General features: G+C 60.6%; 16 protein-coding genes. 15 read left to right on the top strand and 1 reads right to left on the bottom strand.

Annotated features, from left to right (window positions below):
* Positions 1–40: 40 nt before the first annotated feature.
* Positions 41–2263, top strand: a complete 2223-nt coding sequence (locus ACNOHI_RS21005; RefSeq protein WP_420476658.1) for a polysaccharide biosynthesis tyrosine autokinase — start codon at positions 41–43, stop codon at positions 2261–2263.
* Between the two features lie 325 nt (positions 2264–2588).
* On the opposite strand, the gene ACNOHI_RS21010 is transcribed toward ACNOHI_RS21005, so the two are convergent.
* A complete protein-coding gene (locus ACNOHI_RS21010; RefSeq protein ID WP_420476659.1) occupies positions 2589–2726 on the bottom strand; it encodes a hypothetical protein in 138 nt (45 codons plus the stop codon).
* 25 nt (positions 2727–2751) lie between these two features.
* On the opposite strand from ACNOHI_RS21010, the gene ACNOHI_RS21015 reads away from it, so the two are divergent.
* From ACNOHI_RS21015 to ACNOHI_RS21080, 14 genes are all read left to right on the top strand, one after another.
* A complete protein-coding gene (locus ACNOHI_RS21015; RefSeq protein ID WP_420476660.1) occupies positions 2752–3915 on the top strand; it encodes an MraY family glycosyltransferase in 1164 nt (387 codons plus the stop codon).
* Positions 3912–4421 (top strand): transcription/translation regulatory transformer protein RfaH, encoded by a 510-nt coding sequence (gene rfaH / locus ACNOHI_RS21020; protein WP_420476661.1) that lies wholly within the window; start codon positions 3912–3914, stop codon positions 4419–4421. Before ACNOHI_RS21015 ends, rfaH begins: the two co-directional genes overlap by 4 nt.
* A 151-nt stretch (positions 4422–4572) precedes the next feature.
* Complete coding sequence (locus ACNOHI_RS21025; RefSeq protein WP_420476662.1) at positions 4573–5724, top strand: DegT/DnrJ/EryC1/StrS family aminotransferase; 1152 nt, start codon at positions 4573–4575, stop codon at positions 5722–5724.
* On the top strand, positions 5721–6419 hold the full coding sequence (locus ACNOHI_RS21030) for a WbqC family protein (RefSeq protein WP_420476663.1): 699 nt from the start codon (positions 5721–5723) through the stop codon (positions 6417–6419). The genes ACNOHI_RS21025 and ACNOHI_RS21030 overlap by 4 nt, the downstream gene beginning before the upstream one ends.
* Positions 6416–7486, top strand: a complete 1071-nt coding sequence (locus tag ACNOHI_RS21035) for a hypothetical protein (protein WP_420476664.1) — start codon at positions 6416–6418, stop codon at positions 7484–7486. Before ACNOHI_RS21030 ends, ACNOHI_RS21035 begins: the two co-directional genes overlap by 4 nt.
* Before the next feature lie 27 nt (positions 7487–7513).
* Positions 7514–8077 (top strand): GNAT family N-acetyltransferase, encoded by a 564-nt coding sequence (locus ACNOHI_RS21040; protein WP_420476665.1) that lies wholly within the window; start codon positions 7514–7516, stop codon positions 8075–8077.
* A 22-nt stretch (positions 8078–8099) separates the two neighbouring features.
* Complete coding sequence (locus ACNOHI_RS21045) at positions 8100–9587, top strand: lipopolysaccharide biosynthesis protein (RefSeq protein ID WP_420476666.1); 1488 nt, start codon at positions 8100–8102, stop codon at positions 9585–9587.
* Positions 9588–9601: 14 nt separating this feature from the next.
* The gene (locus ACNOHI_RS21050; RefSeq protein ID WP_420476667.1) at positions 9602–10570 is read left to right on the top strand and encodes a glycosyltransferase family 2 protein; all 969 of its coding nucleotides are present in this window, start codon (positions 9602–9604) and stop codon (positions 10568–10570) included.
* Positions 10571–10623: 53 nt separating this feature from the next.
* Positions 10624–12048, top strand: a complete 1425-nt coding sequence (locus ACNOHI_RS21055) for a hypothetical protein (RefSeq protein WP_420476668.1) — start codon at positions 10624–10626, stop codon at positions 12046–12048.
* A complete protein-coding gene (locus ACNOHI_RS21060) occupies positions 12045–13184 on the top strand; it encodes a glycosyltransferase family 4 protein (RefSeq protein ID WP_420476669.1) in 1140 nt (379 codons plus the stop codon). Before ACNOHI_RS21055 ends, ACNOHI_RS21060 begins: the two co-directional genes overlap by 4 nt.
* Before the next feature lie 12 nt (positions 13185–13196).
* Complete coding sequence (locus ACNOHI_RS21065; RefSeq protein ID WP_420476670.1) at positions 13197–14057, top strand: methyltransferase domain-containing protein; 861 nt, start codon at positions 13197–13199, stop codon at positions 14055–14057.
* Positions 14058–14104: 47 nt separating this feature from the next.
* Positions 14105–15238: a glycosyltransferase family 4 protein gene (locus ACNOHI_RS21070; RefSeq protein ID WP_420476671.1), complete on the top strand. Its 1134-nt coding sequence runs from the start codon at positions 14105–14107 to the stop codon at positions 15236–15238.
* On the top strand, positions 15238–17253 hold the full coding sequence (asnB, locus tag ACNOHI_RS21075; protein ID WP_420476672.1) for an asparagine synthase (glutamine-hydrolyzing): 2016 nt from the start codon (positions 15238–15240) through the stop codon (positions 17251–17253). Before ACNOHI_RS21070 ends, asnB begins: the two co-directional genes overlap by 1 nt.
* A 42-nt stretch (positions 17254–17295) precedes the next feature.
* On the top strand, positions 17296–18345 hold the full coding sequence (locus ACNOHI_RS21080) for an NAD-dependent epimerase/dehydratase family protein (RefSeq protein WP_420476673.1): 1050 nt from the start codon (positions 17296–17298) through the stop codon (positions 18343–18345).
* The last annotated feature ends 14 nt before the right edge of the window (positions 18346–18359 follow it).

Raw genomic sequence — 18359 nt, forward strand, 5'->3', positions numbered from 1 at the left:
TTGCGCAGACCCACTCCCACTCTTTTTGGGCAGGTGTTCGATGAATCACATTGTTCAGCAAGTACCCGGTGTCGAAGTCGAGAAGTCCGTCGACGTCGCACGATATCTTGACTTCATTGCAGACAATCGCGGCTTCATTGCCGTGGTCGCTTTGCTGGTGACCTTGCTTGGTGCCGCCTATGCGTTTGTCGTCCCCCCTGTCTACAAAGCGAACCTGCTGATCAAGGTGGAAGACAGCATTTTCGGACCGAAGAACACGCCCGGCGATGTGCTGAGCCCCGAGGTGACGGCAGACATGAAGGCAGCCGTCGCATCCGAAATGGAAGTGATCCGTTCCCGTGCCGTTGTGACGGGCGCCGTCGGCAAGGGCAAGTTCTTCATCAACGTCAAACCAAAGTACTTTCCCCTCATCGGCCAATGGATTGCCAAGCGCAACCGCGATCTGTCGGACCCGGGGATATTCGGATTCGGGGGATACGTCTGGGGAGCGGAGCAGGCGACCGTCACCGTGTTCAACGTGCCCGAGTCTCTTGAAGGAAAACCCTTTGTGCTTCGGGCAGAAGAGGACGGGGGATTTACCCTGACCGAGGAGGAAGAAGGGCTGGAGCTGAAGGGAAAGACCGGTGAACTCCGTACATTCGACGTGTCCGACGGACGAATCGAAGTGCAAATCGAGCAGCTTCGTGCAAAACCGGGCGCGGAATTTTCCGTCACGCGCTTCGCGACGCTCGAAACGGTGGAAAAGCTGCAGGAAGCCATGATCGTCTCCCAGCGCGGAAAGCAATCCGGCATTATCGACGTCGCGCTGGAGGGGACGGATCCGGTCATGGCCAGCAACATCCTCAACGAAATCGGACAGGAATACATCCGGTTGAACGTCAGCAGGCGTTCCTCGGATGCGGAGAAAACACTCGCCTTCCTGAACAATCGCTTGCCTGAACTGAAGCAGGAGCTGGAGCGCACCGAGACAAAGTACAACCAGCTGCGCAACAACAAGGGGACCGTCGATATTGGCGAGGAAACGCGGTCCGCGCTGCAGCAGTCCCTGCAAACGCAGACGAAGCTGGTTGAACTTGCGCAACGCAGGGAAGAGCTGCTCATGCGGTTCCTGCCCAATCATCCGAACGTGGAAAACATCGACCAGCAGATGGCGACGTTGCGGCGCGAGGCGGCGAATGTGGAAGCGAAGCTCAAGAAAATTCCCGATGTCGAGCAAAACGTCCTTCGCCTGAACCGCGATGTCCAGATCAATACGGAGATGTATACGAGCCTGCTCGCCGCCGCACAGCAATTGCGCATCGCGACGGAGAGCAAGGTGGGCACCGTGCGCCTGCTCGATAACGCCGTCGTGCCGATCAAGCCGGTCAAGCCGAAGAAGGCCATCGTCATTGCCCTCTCGGGAATGCTCGGCCTGATCCTGGGGCTGGTTGCGGCATTTGCCAGGAAGAGCGTGTTTGGCCGCATCGATGCCCCGCACGAAATCGAACAGCGCCTCGGTTTGCCGATCGCCGCCACCATTCCCCACAGTCCCACGCAGGAAAAGATGTATGCACGCCTGCAGAGCGACAGCAAGGCCACCGCCGTGCTTCCGCTGGACGTGCCCTCGGACGGTACGGTTGAAAGCCTGCGCCGGTTCCGGTCATCGTTGCAATTTGCGATGCTCGAGGCAAAGAACAATGTCGTCATGATCTCGGGAGCGACGCCCGGTGTCGGCAAGTCGTTCGTCTCCGCGAATTTCGCGGCCGTGCTGGCCTCCATCGGCAAGAAGGTCCTGCTGATCGACGGTGACATGCGATCCGGTCACCTGCACATGTACTTCGGCCGGGAGCGGGGTATCGGCCTTTCCGACGTCATCACGGGCAATGCGATGTTCGGACAGGCGATACAAAAGGGCGTGGCCGAGAACGTCGATTTCCTCTCGACCGGCGAATTGCCGAAGAAGCCTGCGGAATTGCTCGCACATGAGAATTTCGCCAAGCTGCTCCAGCTCATGTCCACGCGATATGACTACGTGCTGGTGGACACGGCGCCGGTGCTGCCGGTGTCCGATGCCCTTGTCGTAGCAGCCCATGTCGGTGCGATCTTCAATGTGGTCAGGGGCGGCGTCACCACGACCGGCGAGATCGAAGAGGCCGTCAAACGGTTGAATCAATCCGGCCACACAGTGACCGGTATTGTTTTCAACGACCTGAAACAACGGGCCGCACGCTACGAGTACGGCTATCAGTACGAGAGGTATCTCGCTGCCGAAGGCAGGGCCTGAACAAGTCCTCATCAGAGACGGCATTGGCAGGCGCCGTCCGCTCTTCGCTTTGACACAGGAAGTCCGCAGTCCCTGCGGGCTTTTTGTCGTTTCATCCTTGCCATGACCATCCCTGGCGTCCGAGCTCACCGGAATCGATGGAAAAATCAAATGCATGACGGTGCCTGGCTTCGCGAAGCATCGAAATTACGTACTTATTTTTTATCGCCCCACTGGATAGATTACTAGCCATGGCGACGCGATGACCACGCGCCGCCTGAGTCGGAGAATCGGATTGTCCAGAAACATGGAATCGAGAAAAAACCAGAGAAGCAGGCGCATCGCCTTACTTCCTTATGTGGAAGCCGACGTTGACGCGAACGGCTTGTGGTCCGTCACCGGGGCCGGAATGTGGCGCGTATCCGGTATGGACCAGCACGCCGCCGGAACGCCACGCACCCGCGATCACGTTGTGCCGTTGCATCGAAACTTCCCTTCAAGGTGTAATCATGATGTCTGCCTCGCATGTAGCCAGTACGATCGCTCTCAGCGCTACCGCCGGATTTGCCGCGAGCTTCCTCATCGTTCTGACCCAGGACTGGCACGGAAAGCTTTCGCTTGACAGGGATGTGGCCGGCATCCAGAAGTTTCATGAAACACCGGTCCCGAGAATCGGTGGAATCGCCTTGCTGCTGGGTGTACTTGCGGCCTTCTCCAGCGGCATGAACGAATACGCCATCGGCCAGGAGCTCGACGACCTGTTGCTGCTCAAGCTCGTCATCGCGTCGATTCCGGCGTTCCTCGCCGGCGTGACGGAGGACATGACGAAAAGGGTCTCGGTGAAGGCACGCCTGACCGCGACATTCGCCAGCGCACTGCTGGCCGCGTGGCTGCTGGATGCCTACCTCCCGCGTCTGGACATCTGGGGCGTCGATGCGCTGCTCGACGTTGCGCCGCTTCTCGCCGTTGTGATTACCGCCGTTGCCGTCGCAGGGGTCGCCAACTCCATCAACATCATCGATGGTTTCCACGGCGTGGCAGGTAGCGCGGTCGTGATCCTCCTTGCCGGGCTCGGCTTCCTTGCCTGGCAAGTGGATGACATCTTCGTGACCAACCTTGCCCTGATCGGCATCGGTGCGACGCTCGGCTTCCTCGCCATCAACTATCCGAAGGGCCGGATTTTCATGGGCGACGGCGGGGCCTACTTCCTCGGCTTCTGGGTGGCCGAGGTGGCGGTATTGCTCGTCCTGCGGAATCCCGGCGTCGGCACCTGGCAGGTTCTGGCCATCTGCGGCTATCCGGTGATCGAGGTCCTGTACAGCATGTACCGTCGCAAGATCATCCGGAAAGTGAGCCCGGGGACGCCCGATCGCCTGCACCTGCATACGCTCATCTACCGCCGGCTTGTTTATCGTCTGCTGCCGCGAAACGAGCGCAAGCCGTGGTTGAGAAATGCCGCCGTCGCCTGGGTGGTCGCGGCATGGAACGCGGTCACGACGGTCGTCGCCGTCACCGTGGGGGACACGACCGTCGCTGCCTTGGCCGTGCTGTTCGTGAACGTGGTGATGTATGTCGCGGTGTATCGGCGGCTTGCATGCGGACGCTGGACACGGGGGCGCGCGGCAACGGCCACGGCCTTTCGATCCCGTGCCGTGGTGAGGGAGCTGCGATGAGCGACACCGTGTACCAGGACGATGGCGCCTGGCACCTCGTACAGACGAAGCCGAAGCAGGAGTTTCGTGCGCTGGAAAACCTGGAGAACCAGGGATTCCGGTGCCTCCTGCCCACGCTGGACGTGGAACGCATTGTTTCCGGGCGCCGCAGGATCGCCACCGAGCCGCTGTTTTCCCGTTATCTGTTCGTGTACCTCATGCCGGACAAGGGCGGATGGACGCCGATTCGAAGCACCCGCGGTGTCAGCAGCATCGTGTCCTTTGGCGGACGGTTCGCCACGCTTCCCGATGCGTGCGTCGCGGCGCTCGCCGCCACGCCGCGCCTTCCGGCGGAACCGATGTTCCGGCCAGGTGAGCGCGTGTCGATCGCATCGGGACCATTTGCGGGCATGGAAGGCATTTACGAGGTGCCCGATGGGGATATCCGCGCGCTGGTGCTGATCGATCTGATGAACCAGCCGCAGAAGTTGAACCTGGCGGTAGAAACACTGCGCAAGGTTGCATAGGCAGCACCGCAAGCGGCGCAGGCAACGCCGGTTGCGCATGTCAGCGTTGTGTGTCGTGCATGGGCCTTTTGGATAGCAGCCCTTAATCCAAGGGCGGTAGCGTGGCTGATGGGACAAGTGAACGTCGTTTAACCGGCTCTGGGAGATGATCATGAGCAAAAGCAGTGCTGTATTCGCGATCAACACGAAGGACATGCGTCCCATTTATGTCACGCAGCCGCACCTGCCGCCGCTGGACGAGTTCGTCCCCTATCTGGAGAAAATCTGGAACAGCAGGGTGCTGACCAACGGCGGTCCGTTTCACCAGCGCTTCGAGAAGGCGCTTGGCGAGTATCTCGGTGTCGATCACGTGGCGCTCTTCTCGAACGGCACCCTGGCCCTGGTGACGGCGCTCCAGGCGCTGCGCATTACCGGGGAAGTCATTACCACGCCCTATTCGTTTGTCGCGACGGCGCATTCCCTGCTGTGGAACGGCATCAAGCCGGTATTCGTCGACATTGACCCGCGGACCTTCAATCTCGATCCGGGCCAGGTCGAGGCGGCGATCACGCCTCAAACGACGGCGATCATGCCGGTGCATTGCTACGGCAACCCATGCGACGTGGAAGCGATGCAAAGGATTGCCGACAACTACAACCTCAAGCTCATCTATGACTCCGCGCACGCCTTCGGCGTCCGCGATGCCGGCGGAAGCATCTTGCGCCACGGCGACCTCTCGGTACTCAGTTTTCATGCAACGAAGGTCTTCAACACCTTCGAAGGCGGCGCCATCGTCTGCCCGGACGCAAAGACCAAGCAGCGGATCGACCACTTGAAAAACTTCGGGTTCATCGACGAAGTGACCGTTGTCGCGCCCGGCATCAACGGAAAAATGAGCGAGCTCAATGCCGCGTTCGGGATCCTGCAACTGGACTATATCGACCAGGCGCTCGAACGACGCAAGGAAATCGCGTCCATGTACCGGGAAATGCTGGCTTCCGTCAAGGGAATCCGATGCGCGGAGGGTGCGCGCGATTCCGTTGCCAATTACTCCTATTTCCCGATTCTCGTCGAGGATGCATATCCCCTGAAGCGGGACGAACTGTATTACGAACTGCGCGAATGCAACGTTTACGCACGCCGCTATTTTTATCCCCTGATTTCCGATTTTCCGATGTACCGGGGGCTGCCCTCTTCACAGCCGGACAGGCTGCCGGTGGCGCACGACATCGCCTCGCGGATCCTGTGCCTGCCGATCTATCCCGGCCTGGATGCTGACCAGATCTATCGCATTGTGGACATTATCGAAGGTGCCTCCAGATGAAACTGGCGATCATGCAGCCGCACCTGTTTCCCACGATCGGCTATTTCCAGCTGGTGGGGGCGGTGGATCGCTTCGTTTTCCTGGACGACGTCAATCTCTCGAAGAGCGGCTGGACAAACAGGATTCTTTTAAGGTTGAACGGGCAAGTGCGCTACGTCTCCATTCCCTTGGCGGGAAAAAGTCAGTCGACAAAAATCAACGCTGCGATGACGGCGCGAAACGAGGCGTGGAAGAGGCGGACCGCCGAGAGCATTCGCCATGCGTATGGCAAGGCGCCGAACTATGCATGCATCTCCGAGCTGCTCGCCGAGATCCTCTATTCGGACGAGCCTTACGTGACCCGCGTCGCCGAACAAAGCGTGAAGGCCGTGGCGCAATACATCGGCCTGAAGACGGAATTCGTGCGCGCCTCGATGGCCTATGACAATACGCACCTTCGGGGAAGCGCGCGTGTGATCGACATATGCCGGCGCGACAGGGTGCGGCAATACTTTGCCTCGCAGTGCACGGCGTCGCAGTACGACGTCAACGCCTTCCGGGAATGCGACACGGAGATCCTGTTCACGCCGCCCGTGCAGCCGGAGCGTCCGCGGTGCCGCCAGTGCGTGGGGGACCAGCTTTCCATCATCGACATCATGATGTTTGCCGACCGCGATTCCCTGCGGACGATGCTCGATGGCAGGGAGGGCCAATGACGCCCTCGGCCATCGGCGGTTTTTTTGAACTGGAGCTGCCACGTGGCGGCCGTCCCTTCCATGGCGGGGCAGGGCACTTCCAGTCGGCTCGCGCTGCTTTCCTGGCGCTCCTGCTGGCAGGCACGCCACGGCGGATATGGATGCCGTATTACATCTGCAGCACGATGGTGGACTCGGCGAGGCAAGCGGGAGTCGACCTGGCCTTTTACGACATCGACGAGCATTTCCGGATCCCGGCGAGCGTGTGGCCGGAAAAAGGGGAGTGGCTTGTCTACGTCAATTACTTCGGCGTCTGCGGCAACGAGGTGGAAGCCCTCATGGACAGGTATGACCGGGCCGCCATCGTCATCGATTCGTCGCAGTCCCTGTTTTCCCCTCCGGCGGCCGGCCTCGCGACCATCTACTCGCCACGGAAATTTCTAGGCATACCGGATGGCGGGCTGCTGGTATCGACGCTCGGGGTTCCTGAACCTGACACGGTCGATCAAGGCTCGTACGTACGTGCGCTTCCCCTGATAAAACGTGCGGCGTTTTCGCCGGAGGTCGCTTACCAGAGCCACGTGGAAGCGGAGCACACGCTGTTTTACCAGCAACCCATGCAGATGTCGCGTCTGACCCGACGGATGCTGGCCAGCATTGACCTTGAAAAGGTCAGGCAGGTACGCAACAGGAACTTCGCGTACCTGCACAGAAGTCTCGGCCACATCAACCTGCTGCCGATCGAAGCCGCCACCGTCAACGGGCCATTGTGCTATCCGCTGCTGACCAAGTATTCGACGATCAGGGATTACCTGATCAGCAAGCGCATCTATGTTCCCACCTACTGGAAGGATGTCCTCGACATGGTGTCGCCGTCGTCCTTCGAGGCCTTTCTTGTCAGGCATCTCGTGCCGCTTCCCTGTGACCAGCGCTACGGAGAAAAGGAGATGAAGGAGGTGGTGGCGGCGTGCGAGAGCGCCATACAACGAGAATCGGAAGACGACAGACTGCAATCGGAGAAAGATGCGGCGGCCGACGGCATCGCAAGGAACGTGAAGTACTTGCACGACCACCACCCGCAACGATAGAAGCTGACTGGACATCAGGAGACTGCCATGAATATTCGAGGAAAAGCCGTGACCCTGCGGGCCGCGGAGACTCGCGATATCGAATTGCTGAACAAATGGGCCAATGACCCCGACATTTGGAGGCTCCTCGGCGGCTGGCATTTCCCCTACAGCAGTCTGTGCACCGAGCGATGGGTGTCCGATCAGAACAACAACAATCTGAAAGCGCATGTGTTCTGCATCGACGCCCCGGAAGTAGGCCTGATCGGGACGGCAAACCTGATCGATATCGACTGGAAGAACCGGCATGCCTACCACGGGATGATGCTGGGCGACAAGGATGTGCGCGGCAAGGGATATGGACTGGATACCGTGATGGCGGTGATGCGCTATGCATTCGATGAGCTGGGTCTCGTCCGGCTGGATGGTGGAATGGTCGAGTTGAACGAGCGGTCCATCCAGTTCTACACCAGGACGTGCGGCTGGGAGATCGAAGGCAGGAAGAAGAACTGGTTTTACCGCGAGGGACGCTTCTTCGACCAGATCATCGTGGGCATCACGCGTGACGGGTATCGCGCACTGGTGGAACGAACCGGTTACTGGAACACCTGAAGCGAAGCGAGAACCTGAACCGATGTCCCTGAAGCACAACATTGTTGCGAACTATGTAAGCCAGTTGTACGGAACCGGCGTCGCCATGGTGATGGTGCCGGTCTACGTGCGTTACATGGGAATCGAGGCCTACGGACTGGTCGGCTTTTTCACCATGCTGCTCATGTGGTTCCAGCTCCTCGATATCGGGCTGGGTGCAACCATGGCTCGCGAGGCCGCACGCTTCCAGGGCGGCGGCACCGATGCGCATTCCTTGCGCCGCTTCCTGCATGTGCTCGAAGGCTTTTTCCTGTGCGTCGCCGTCGTGGCCGGGGGAAGCCTGGCGCTCAATGCAGAGTCGATTGCCCATGGCTGGCTGAATGCGGAGCAGCTGTCGAACACGGAGGTCCAGGCGGCGCTGACCTTGATGGCCGGTGTGATTGCATTGCGCTGGATGAGCGGCTTGTACCGGGCAGCGATCACGGGTTGCGAGCGGCTGGTATGGCTGAGCGGGTTGAACGTCTCCGTGGCCACTACGCGCTTCGTGCTCGTCGTCCCGTTTTTCATGTTTGTCGGAACCACGCCGCGGCATTTCTTTGCATTTCAGCTGACGGTCGCCGCCGCGGAACTTGCCGTGCTGGTCGTGCAGACCTACCGGATCATGCCTCCCGCACGCGGCACGAGCGCGGTGCCCTTCACATGGGCATCCATGGGTAAAGTCCTTCGCTTTTCGCTCAGCATTGCCTTCAGCAACATGATCTGGGTGGTCATCACGCAGACGGACAAGCTCGTGCTGTCGAAGCTCCTGCCGCTTTCCGAGTACGCCTACTTCACGCTGGCCGTACTCGTCGCCAGCGGCGTGACCGTGGTGGCAAGCCCGATCAGTGCGGCACTGCAGCCGCGACTGACGCGGCTTTCCGCCGCCGGGGATCAGGAAGGGCTGATGCGCGTCTACCACGACACGACGCAGCTTGTCGGGGTCATCGTCATCCCTGCGTCCGCGATGCTGGCGTTCTTTTCGGAGCAGGTGCTCTGGGCCTGGACGGGAGACCGGGAAATCGCGCATCGGGCCGCGCCGGTCCTGACGCTGTATGCGCTTGGAAACGGCATCACGGCGCTGGGCGCGCTTCCCTATTATCTGCAGGTGGCCAAAGGCGACCTGAAGCTGCACCTGATCGGTAACGCGCTGTTCGTCGCCGTGCTCATTCCGGTGCTGATCTGGGCGGCACGCCACTACGGAATGATCGGGGCCGGCTTTACCTGGTTCACGGCCAACGCCGCCTACTTCCTCCTCTGGATACCGCGCGTGCACAACAGGATGAGGAAGGGCCTGCATCTGCAATGGCTGCGGCGCGACGTCGGCGCGATTGTTCTCATGACCCTTGCCGGCGCCGGCGCCGCGCATTGGTTGCTGGCCTGGCCGCCCGGCAGGCTCACGGTGGCATTGGAGATCTGTGTCCTCGGAATGGGATTGATGGCGGTTGCAGGTTCGGCGTCATCGTGGGTGAGAAACGTTCTCGTTAATCGTTGAATGGGGAAAAAATAATGGATCGGAATCCGGAACGTCCAAAAGTATCGGTCTGCGTTGTCACCTATAACCAGGAGAACTACATCCGGCAATGCCTGCAGAGCATCGTCGACCAGGAAACCGACTTTGACTATGAAGTCATCGTGGGCGACGATTGCTCGACGGATGGAACCACCGCGATCGTGCGCGAGTTCGGCGAACGTTATCCCGGCAAGGTCAGGGCAATCCTGCGCGAGAAGAACATCGGCCCCACGCAGAACTATCTCGACGTCCATAACCTCGCACGCGGCGAATACGTCGCGCACGTCGACGGCGACGATTACTGCCTGCCGGGGAAGCTCAACGTGCTTGCCGCGCATCTCGACAGAGAACCGGGATGCGCCATCGTCTGGCACCGCATGATCATCCTGAACGAGCACGGACAGTCGGCGGTCGGCATGCCGATCGTGCCCATCCGCACCTTTACCAACAGCAACCGCCTGTACGCGAAGGACCTCGCGAAATACTACGGGCTGACGGGCTGCCATTCCGGAAGCATGTATCGCGCCTCCGAGAGACGGTTTCGCGGCCGGGAGGAAGAAACGATCGACTACTTCTCGACCCTGGCTTTCTGCATCAGGGGAAACTACGCGTCCTATATCGAGGAGCCATACGGCGTCTACCGGTTCTATACCAATGAAATCACGGTGACCAAGGTGAAAGGCGCGGTGATTACCGGCAGGTGCAAGCTCAACCTCATGCACAGCTACCTGCAGACCAATCCCGAGCTTGCCGATGCCTTTGCCGCCCAATGTCTCTTTGAACTGCTCTTGCGGACTTACCTGCGTTATCCGTTGAAGTGGCAGTTCTTCAAGATGTTCCTGGCCTGCCGCACGATGCCTTCGCTCTCCGACATGGCCCTGATCACCAAGGTGTTCATGGCAAACAGGAATACCAAGCTGCGGCGCGCATTCATGAACAGCTCGACCGTTCGTGCCTTCGTGTAGCAGCTGAACACGGCGAACTGCGCATCTGACGCTTCTACCTGAGGAAACCGTCCGTGACTGCTCTCTTGGTAATCCTGTACTTTGCCTCGACATGCCTGGTCCTGTTCGTCCTTGTCCGGGCGGTACGTGCCTCCGCGCTGGGGATCCTGCTGGTAGCGACCATGATCTGGTTCCTCATCGGGACATGCATTTATCCCTTGGCCTACTACCTCGAGATCGTCCAGGCGGATGTGGAGGTGGCGGATTTCATTGCCAGGAACGGCGAGCCGGGTATCGCCGCGGCGCTCCATGTCTTTCTTGCCGCGCTCGGCATCTTTTCAGGCTATCTCCTGCGTCGGCGCGACAAGCCCGAGGGCCGCTTGTTGAAGGCGGTTGCCGGCACGATGCTCAACGCAAATGACGCGGTGGTTTGGGGATGCTCGATTGCACTCGGCGTGGTTGCCTACGTCACGTATTTCAATCTTGTCGGCGTCGACGTGGCACTGATGAACGCCGCTGCGGCGCGTGGCGGTGACCTTGAGGGATTTGGCGAGAAGGACGCCTTTGTCTTTCTGAAAACAGTGGCCGCGGTCGGGTTCGTGGCGACGTGCTTTGCGCCTGTCGCGCTCTTCCGTAAGAACTGGGTGTTCCTTGTCCTCTATTGCCTGCTGATTGCGACCGCGTACGCGAACTCGATCAGCCGCAACCTGCTCCTGTACTCCGCGATTGTGCCGGTGCTTGTCCATCTGCGCATGAAGATGGATCTGCGCCAAAAGAAGGCCAGCGTTTTCTCCTACGTCCTCGGCCTCGCCCTCATTCCCTTCGCGTTGTGGGTTCTGACTTACGGAAAGGTCATGGGACAGGTGATCCGGGCCTATTTTTCCGGTGACTACTATTCCATGGTCGACGAAGTCGGCGATGTCAATGTCATCGAGGTCATCCTGAGGAATTTCGGCTTCCAGTGGGTTTCGGTGCAGGCCGGCATCGATCATTTCAACGACACCGGATTTCCCTTCTTCTCCAGGGAACATGTGCTGGCCACCTTCTTTGGCGCGGTTCCGTCGCGGGTGCTGACGTTCCTGGGACTGGATTTCCTCTATTACGGCAACGTCGATCCAATGCTCGCCTGCGTCAACTCCGCGGCATTCGGCTACGCGGAATGCACCGTGCCTCCGCTCACCATCGGCTACTCCGCCTACCTGCTTCCGGGCGTGGGGGGCTTCCTGATGGGATTCATCTGGCTGAGGATGTTTGCCGCCATCGAACGGCTGTGGCGTTCCATCCAGTCGCGGGACTGGAGAAAGGTCTGGATTCCTTACTTCCTGTGGGGGACGGTCGTTAACTTCCTGACCTTCATTCCATCGACGATCGCACTGGCGACGACACAGCTCATCTGGGTATTCATTCTCTCGCGTCTGCTGGCAAGAACCGCGTCATCGACGGTGAATCTTAACGCGGCGGCACACGCACCGCTTCCCAGGATCGCGTCCATCAAATGAAGATTGTCTCTCTCGTCAGTTCGCTCAACTCCGGCGGCGCGGAGCGCGTCATGACCGTGCTCTGCAATGCATGGAGTGCGCGAGGCGACTGCGTCACCCTGATTCCGACTTACTCGGGTGGCGGCAAGCCGTTCTACAAGGTGTCGGAGGACGTTGAGCTGATTTATCTTGCCGAGGTCTGCGGCGCTAAGGGCAAGAGCCCGTGGGCGTACGCCGCGCGCGGAGCTGCCCTGCGTCGGCTGATTATGGAAAGGCAACCGGATGTCGTTGTGTCCTTCATGCCGAATGTCAACGTCGCCGCGACAATCAGCATGATGCGCTCGAATATCCCGTTGATCATCTGCGAACGTGACGACCCGTCGAGCCGATCGAGGCGCGACCTCTGGGAAATCGGTGCACGGCTTGTCTATCCGCTGGCGGATATGTTCACCGTCCAGACAGAGGCCGTTGCCCTGAAAGCGAGGCAATTTTATCCCGGCGTCAAGAAGGTGCGCGCCATCCCCAATCCGCTCGCGCCGGGCATTGGCGAGTATCTCGCCGAAGGAAACGTGTCCCGCCATGTCCTGCTTGGCATGGGCCGACTGGTGCCGCAAAAGCAGGTACACCGAATGATCGAGGCATTCGCCGAGGTCGCCGATGCCTTTCCCGACTGGGACCTTCATATCTATGGCGATGGACCGCTGAGGGGCGAACTGGACGGGCTGATCGCATCGCTGGAGTTGCGGGGCCGCGTGGCGCTCACGGGAAAAACCTCGGAGCCATGGGCCGTCATGTCGAACGCCGACGCCTTCGTCATGACCTCCGCACATGAAGGCTTTCCGAACGCCATGCTCGAAGCCATGGCAGTCGGACTGCCGTGCGCCGTCTTTGATTGCCCGAGCGGGCCGCGTGAACTCTCCGCCGACGGGCGTGACGCCTTGCTCGTTCCGCTCAATGACCACCGCGGGATGGTTCGGTCGCTCGAGACGCTCATGGCGGGAGACGAACTGCGGAAGACGCTGGGAAGCCGCGCAAGGCGATCGGTGCGAGAGCGGTTCAACCTGCCCGTCGTCCTGCGGATGTGGGATGCATTGTTTGAAGAGGTGGGGGCATCGCCGATAAGCACGTCCCTGGCGACGCTGAAGCATATTTCCTGATGAGGCGAAGACATGATTAATGCGATTCCCTGGTGGATGAAGATCGGGCTGAAAACCGTCTGGTCCCGCTTGCCTGTCGATTATTCGTTCTGGAAGAAGCTCGGCCTGTTCCGGCATGGATTGATGGACAAGCCGGACTACGTCAACAAGGTGTTTTCCATGCACTGGAATCGTGTGCAGTTCGCCCGCAAGGGGGGCGGCTGCAGCGCGATGGAACTCGGGTGCGGCGACTCGCTGGCGTCCTGCCAGGTGGCCAAGGCGTTCGGGGTTGAAAAATACACGATGGTGGACGCAGGTCCGTTCGCATCCATGGACATGGCGCTGTACAAGTCCGTGGCCAGAAAGCTGCGGTTCAATGGCGTCGCGGTTCCCGAGATCGATGAGTGCGGATCAGTTCCGGAGATGCTGCAACGCTTGAACGCCGAGTACCTGACAGCCGGTCTCAAATCGCTGCGCGCGATTCCCGCGAAGAGTGTGGATTTCATCTGGTCGCAGGCGGTGCTGGAACATGTGCGACGAGCCGAGTTCTTCGACACGATGAAGGAGCTGCGCCGCATCATGCGGGACGACGGCGTGGCCTCGCACCGGGTGGATCTTCGGGACCATCTCGGCGGCGCCCTGAACAATCTCCGCTTTCCGGAAAAGGCCTGGGAATCGCCGTTCATGTCGTCGTCCGGCTTCTACACGAACCGTATCCAGTTCAGCGAAATGCTCCACCAGATGCGCAACGCCGGTTTCGATGCGGAGGTGATCGGCGTCACGCGATGGGATCGCCTGCCGACCCCCCGCGAAAAGCTGGCGCGGGAATTCCGGGCCGTGCCGGAAGAGGACCTGCTGGTCAACGGATTCGATGTCATCTTGCGTCCCGCCTAGATGGCAAGCACCGCAATGGGCAATCGCATGGATGGGAGGAAGTGCCGATGCACCGGGTGATGCATGTCATTACAGGACTCTCCGTCGGCGGCGCGGAAATGGCGCTGTATCGCTTGGCCACATGCAACAGTAGCGACTACCGGCACGCCGTCGTGTCCTTGACGACCGGGGGAGGGCTGCGGAAGCAATTCATTGAGGCCGGCGTCGATCTCGTGACGTTCGATTTCAAGAAGGCGCCGATATCCCAGTTCTGGAAACTGGTTTTGCTGATCCGGCGCGAGAGACCGGACATCGTGCAGACATGGATGTACCACGCCGACCTGATTGGCGGCCTCGCTGCCCGCATTGCCGGCATCGACCGCGTCGTGTGGGGCGTTCATTCCACCAGACTGGTAAGGGGAAGCACGTCGGCACTGACCCCGGCGGTACGGCGAGTCTGCGCCTGGCTTTCCAGGGTGGTTCCCAGCACGATTGTCTGCGTGGCGGAGGCGGCGCGGCGCGCTCACCTTGTGGCCGGGTACGACAGTGCGCGCATGGTCGTTGTGCCGAACGGATTCGATCTGTCGCGCTTTACCCCGGCAACGCATCATCGAGCGGCATTACGTTCGCGGTACGGGATTGCTGACCACGACATCCTGATCGGGACGGTTGCGCGCTTCAATCCGGTGAAGGACCCAAAGAATTTCGTCGACGCGGCCGGCACGATCTGCGCACGGCACCCTGAAGCACGCTTCGTGATGATCGGCAAGGGAATGGACGCAAGCAATACCACGCTGATGGCCTGGATTGAACGCACCGGCCATCGGCATCGATTCCTGCTCCTCGGCGAACGTTCCGACGTTGTCGACTGCTATGCAGCCATGGATGCTTTTTGCCTGCATTCCCGTTCCGAAGCGTTTCCCCTTGCCGTCGGCGAGGCCATGGCGATGGAATTGCCCTGTGTGGTCACGGATGTCGGCGACGCGTCACTGATGGTAGGCGACACCGGCGTCGTCGTTTCCAGGGAAGATCCGGCCGCACTTGCACGGGGGCTTGAGAATCTGCTGGCGCTGTCCGCTGACGAGCGCCGGAGAATGGGGCAGCGTGCGCGGGCACGCATCGAGATGGATTATTCGATGGAACGTGCGCGGGAACGATTCGAGACGATTTATCGACAGACGGTAGCGGAAGGAGTTTCCTGATGTGCGGATTTGCAGGATTCCTGGGCGGGGGACAACGCGTCGAAAGCGAGCGCAGCGACCTGATGCGGATGACCAACGCGTTGTCGCATCGCGGGCCGGACGACGCCGGCTTTTGGCATGACCCCGCATGCCGCATCGCCTTGGGACACCGACGCCTGTCCATCATCGACCTGTCGCCCGCGGGCCACCAGCCCCAGCACTCGCCGTCGGGGCGCTATGTGATCGCCTACAACGGCGAAATCTACAATCATCTCGACTTGCGGAAGCGGCTCGAAGCACATGGTGGTGCGCCGTCCTGGCGTGGGCAGTCGGATACGGAGACCTTGCTTGCCTGTATCGATGCCTGGGGCATCCAGGCCGCCGTAGAGCAGACGATCGGCATGTTCGCCTTCGCCGTGTGGGACAAGCTCACCAGGAACCTGACCCTCGCGCGGGACCGGGTAGGGGAGAAGCCTTTGTATTACGGCTGGCAAGGCCGTGGCGACGGGCTTGCGTTCCTCTTTGGATCCGAGTTGAAAGCCCTGCGGCAGCATCCGTCATTCGACGGGCGCATCGACCGCGGCGCGCTCAGCCTGCAACTGCGAAACAAGTACATTCCTGCGCCGTACTCCATCTACGAAGACATCTTCAAGCTGTCGCCAGGTTGCCTGCTCAGCGTGTCGCTGCGGGCTCGTGAACCGAAGATCACCGCGTACTGGTCGGCGGAGCAGGCGGCCAGCGAGGCTTCGCGCACGATGTTCGCCGGATCCGAGGAGGATGCCGTCAACGAACTCGAGACATTGCTCATGGATGCGATACGGCGACAGAGCATTGCCGACGTTCCGCTCGGCGCCTTCCTTTCCGGGGGCATCGATTCGTCCACCGTTGTCGCCCTGATGCAGACCCAGTCCTCCCGTCCGGTCAAGACGTTTTCCATCGGCTTCCACGAGGCTGCGTTCAACGAGGCGCAGCAGGCAAAAGCCGTGGCCAGGCATCTGAAGACGGATCACACCGAACTGTATGTGACGCCGAAGGCAGCGATGGAGGTAATTCCGTCGCTGCCGCGCCTGTACGACGAGCCGTTCTCGGATGCGTCACAGATTCCCACCTTCCTTGTCGCGCAGCTTGCCCGTCGCGACGTGACGGTCGCGCTGTCAGGGGACGCGGGGGATGAGTTGTTTTGCGGCTATGACCGGTATCAGTCCGCGGCAATCCTGTGGAGCAGGCTCGCGACGGGGCCGCTGGGAATGAGGCGGCTCGCCGCGAAGGGAATCGCGGGCATCTCGCAGCAATCCTGGGATGAACTGTCGCGCGTACTGGGAAAGTGGATGCCGCAGGCGCTGCGCCTGCAATTCGCCGGCCACAAGCTGCACAAGGCGTCGAGCGTGCTGGGAGCGGACTCGATCGACGCCATGTATCTCGGCCTGTCGGCGCACTGGCTCGATCCTTCTTCCGTCGTCATCGGGGGGCACCTGCCCCGGCGCGCCGTGTCCGCGCTGCGTCATTGCCCCGCGGGGCTGGACGATTACCAGCGCATGATGGTGCTCGATCTGCTCACTTACCTGCCCGACGATGTCCTTGCGAAAGTAGATCGCGCGGCGATGGCGGTGTCGCTGGAAACACGGGTGCCGCTGCTTGACCATCGTGTCATCGAATTCTCGTTCCGCCTCCCGCAAGCGATGAAACTGAGAAATGGCCGCAGCAAATGGATACTGCGGCAGGTGCTTCATCGGCATGTTCCGCCGTCGCTCGTCGAGCGGCCGAAGATGGGATTCGGCGTGCCGGTGGGGGAATGGCTGCGCAGCCCATTGCGCGACTGGGCCGAAGGCCTGCTGGCGCATGCCCGTTTGAAACAGGAGGGCTTTTTGAACACCGCCCTGGTCCGCCGAACGTGGAATGAGCACCTGTCCGGCGAGCGCAACTGGCAGCACCATTTGTGGGACGTATTGATGTTTCAGCAGTGGCTCGAGCATGAGAAGCGTCCTGCGCAAACGGATCCGGTGGTCGAGCCCATCGCGCTTCAAGTCGTGTCATGAGGCAGGAGCCGAGAACGAGCAAGCCACCGTGGAGAAATCTGAATGAACAATCGTCATCTGATCCTGGTTACCGGCGCCGCCGGCTTTATCGGAAGCCATGTCGCGGCACGCCTCTCGGACATGGGATTCGACGTCATCGGCTGCGACAACTTCAATGACTATTACAGCCCGAAGTTGAAGGAAGACCGTGTGAAGTTCCTACTCTCCCCGCGCCGCATTCGTTGCATGGCCACGGAGCTCGCGGACGCGCGGCAGGTCGCGGAACTTTTCGAGCGTCACAGGCCGACGCACGTGGTCCATGTTGCCGCGCAGGCCGGCGTCCGGTATTCCCTGGTGAATCCGGCGGCTTACATCGAATCGAACCTGCTCGCCTTCGGCAACATGCTCCAGGCGTGCCGCAGCCACGATGTCGCGCATCTTCTCTATGCCAGCAGCAGCAGCGTGTACGGCGAGAACAGCAAGGTGCCGTTTCATGAGGATGACAGGACGGACGAGCCGGTGTCCCTGTACGCCGCCACGAAGAAGGCGAACGAGCTCATGGCCTATACCTATAGCCGCGTCTATGGCATGCCGGCGACCGGGCTGCGCTTCTTTACCGTGTACGGTCCCTGGGGCCGTCCGGACATGGCCTATTTCGGTTTCACGGAAAAGATGCTGAAGGGCGAGCCGATCCAGGTGTTCGAGAAAGGACGCCTGCGTCGCGATTTCACCTATATCGACGACATCGTCGAGGGCGTGGTGCGCCTGCTGTTCAAGCCGAGGACGTCGGGCAGCGGGACGGTGCCGCACGCGGTGTTCAACATCGGCAATAACAGCCCGGTCAGGGTCAGCGAATTCATCGAGATACTCGAGCGGGTTCTGGATGTGCGGGCGATTGTCGAGTACCGGCCCATGCAGCCGGGGGACGTCCCGGCGACCTTTGCCGACACCTCGCGCCTCCGGCAGTTGGTGGGTTTCGCCCCGTCGACGCCGCTTGAAGACGGCCTCACGCGCTTCGCCGACTGGTACCGGAGCTGGGCATCGCCGATCCTTGCGCTGAATGGCGGAAACAGGGGCAGCGCGTCGAAACCGGCGGTCCATACCACCGCCTGAGGTCCACGCGCCCG

Source organism: Noviherbaspirillum sp. ST9, assembly GCF_048799745.1.
Classification (GTDB): domain Bacteria; phylum Pseudomonadota; class Gammaproteobacteria; order Burkholderiales; family Burkholderiaceae_D; genus Noviherbaspirillum.

Excerpts from the sequence above, each read along its gene's own strand:
- ACNOHI_RS21005 (WP_420476658.1), top strand. The coding sequence starts at position 41 with ATGAATCACATTGTTCAGCAAGTACCCGGTGTCGAAGTCGAGAAGTCC.
- ACNOHI_RS21010 (WP_420476659.1), bottom strand. The coding sequence starts at position 2,726 with ATGCAACGGCACAACGTGATCGCGGGTGCGTGGCGTTCCGGCGGCGTG.
- ACNOHI_RS21015 (WP_420476660.1), top strand. The coding sequence starts at position 2,752 with ATGATGTCTGCCTCGCATGTAGCCAGTACGATCGCTCTCAGCGCTACC.
- rfaH (WP_420476661.1), top strand. The coding sequence starts at position 3,912 with ATGAGCGACACCGTGTACCAGGACGATGGCGCCTGGCACCTCGTACAG.
- ACNOHI_RS21025 (WP_420476662.1), top strand. The coding sequence starts at position 4,573 with ATGAGCAAAAGCAGTGCTGTATTCGCGATCAACACGAAGGACATGCGT.
- ACNOHI_RS21030 (WP_420476663.1), top strand. The coding sequence starts at position 5,721 with ATGAAACTGGCGATCATGCAGCCGCACCTGTTTCCCACGATCGGCTAT.
- ACNOHI_RS21035 (WP_420476664.1), top strand. The coding sequence starts at position 6,416 with ATGACGCCCTCGGCCATCGGCGGTTTTTTTGAACTGGAGCTGCCACGT.
- ACNOHI_RS21040 (WP_420476665.1), top strand. The coding sequence starts at position 7,514 with ATGAATATTCGAGGAAAAGCCGTGACCCTGCGGGCCGCGGAGACTCGC.
- ACNOHI_RS21045 (WP_420476666.1), top strand. The coding sequence starts at position 8,100 with ATGTCCCTGAAGCACAACATTGTTGCGAACTATGTAAGCCAGTTGTAC.
- ACNOHI_RS21050 (WP_420476667.1), top strand. The coding sequence starts at position 9,602 with ATGGATCGGAATCCGGAACGTCCAAAAGTATCGGTCTGCGTTGTCACC.
- ACNOHI_RS21060 (WP_420476669.1), top strand. The coding sequence starts at position 12,045 with ATGAAGATTGTCTCTCTCGTCAGTTCGCTCAACTCCGGCGGCGCGGAG.
- ACNOHI_RS21065 (WP_420476670.1), top strand. The coding sequence starts at position 13,197 with ATGATTAATGCGATTCCCTGGTGGATGAAGATCGGGCTGAAAACCGTC.
- ACNOHI_RS21070 (WP_420476671.1), top strand. The coding sequence starts at position 14,105 with ATGCACCGGGTGATGCATGTCATTACAGGACTCTCCGTCGGCGGCGCG.
- asnB (WP_420476672.1), top strand. The coding sequence starts at position 15,238 with ATGTGCGGATTTGCAGGATTCCTGGGCGGGGGACAACGCGTCGAAAGC.
- ACNOHI_RS21080 (WP_420476673.1), top strand. The coding sequence starts at position 17,296 with ATGAACAATCGTCATCTGATCCTGGTTACCGGCGCCGCCGGCTTTATC.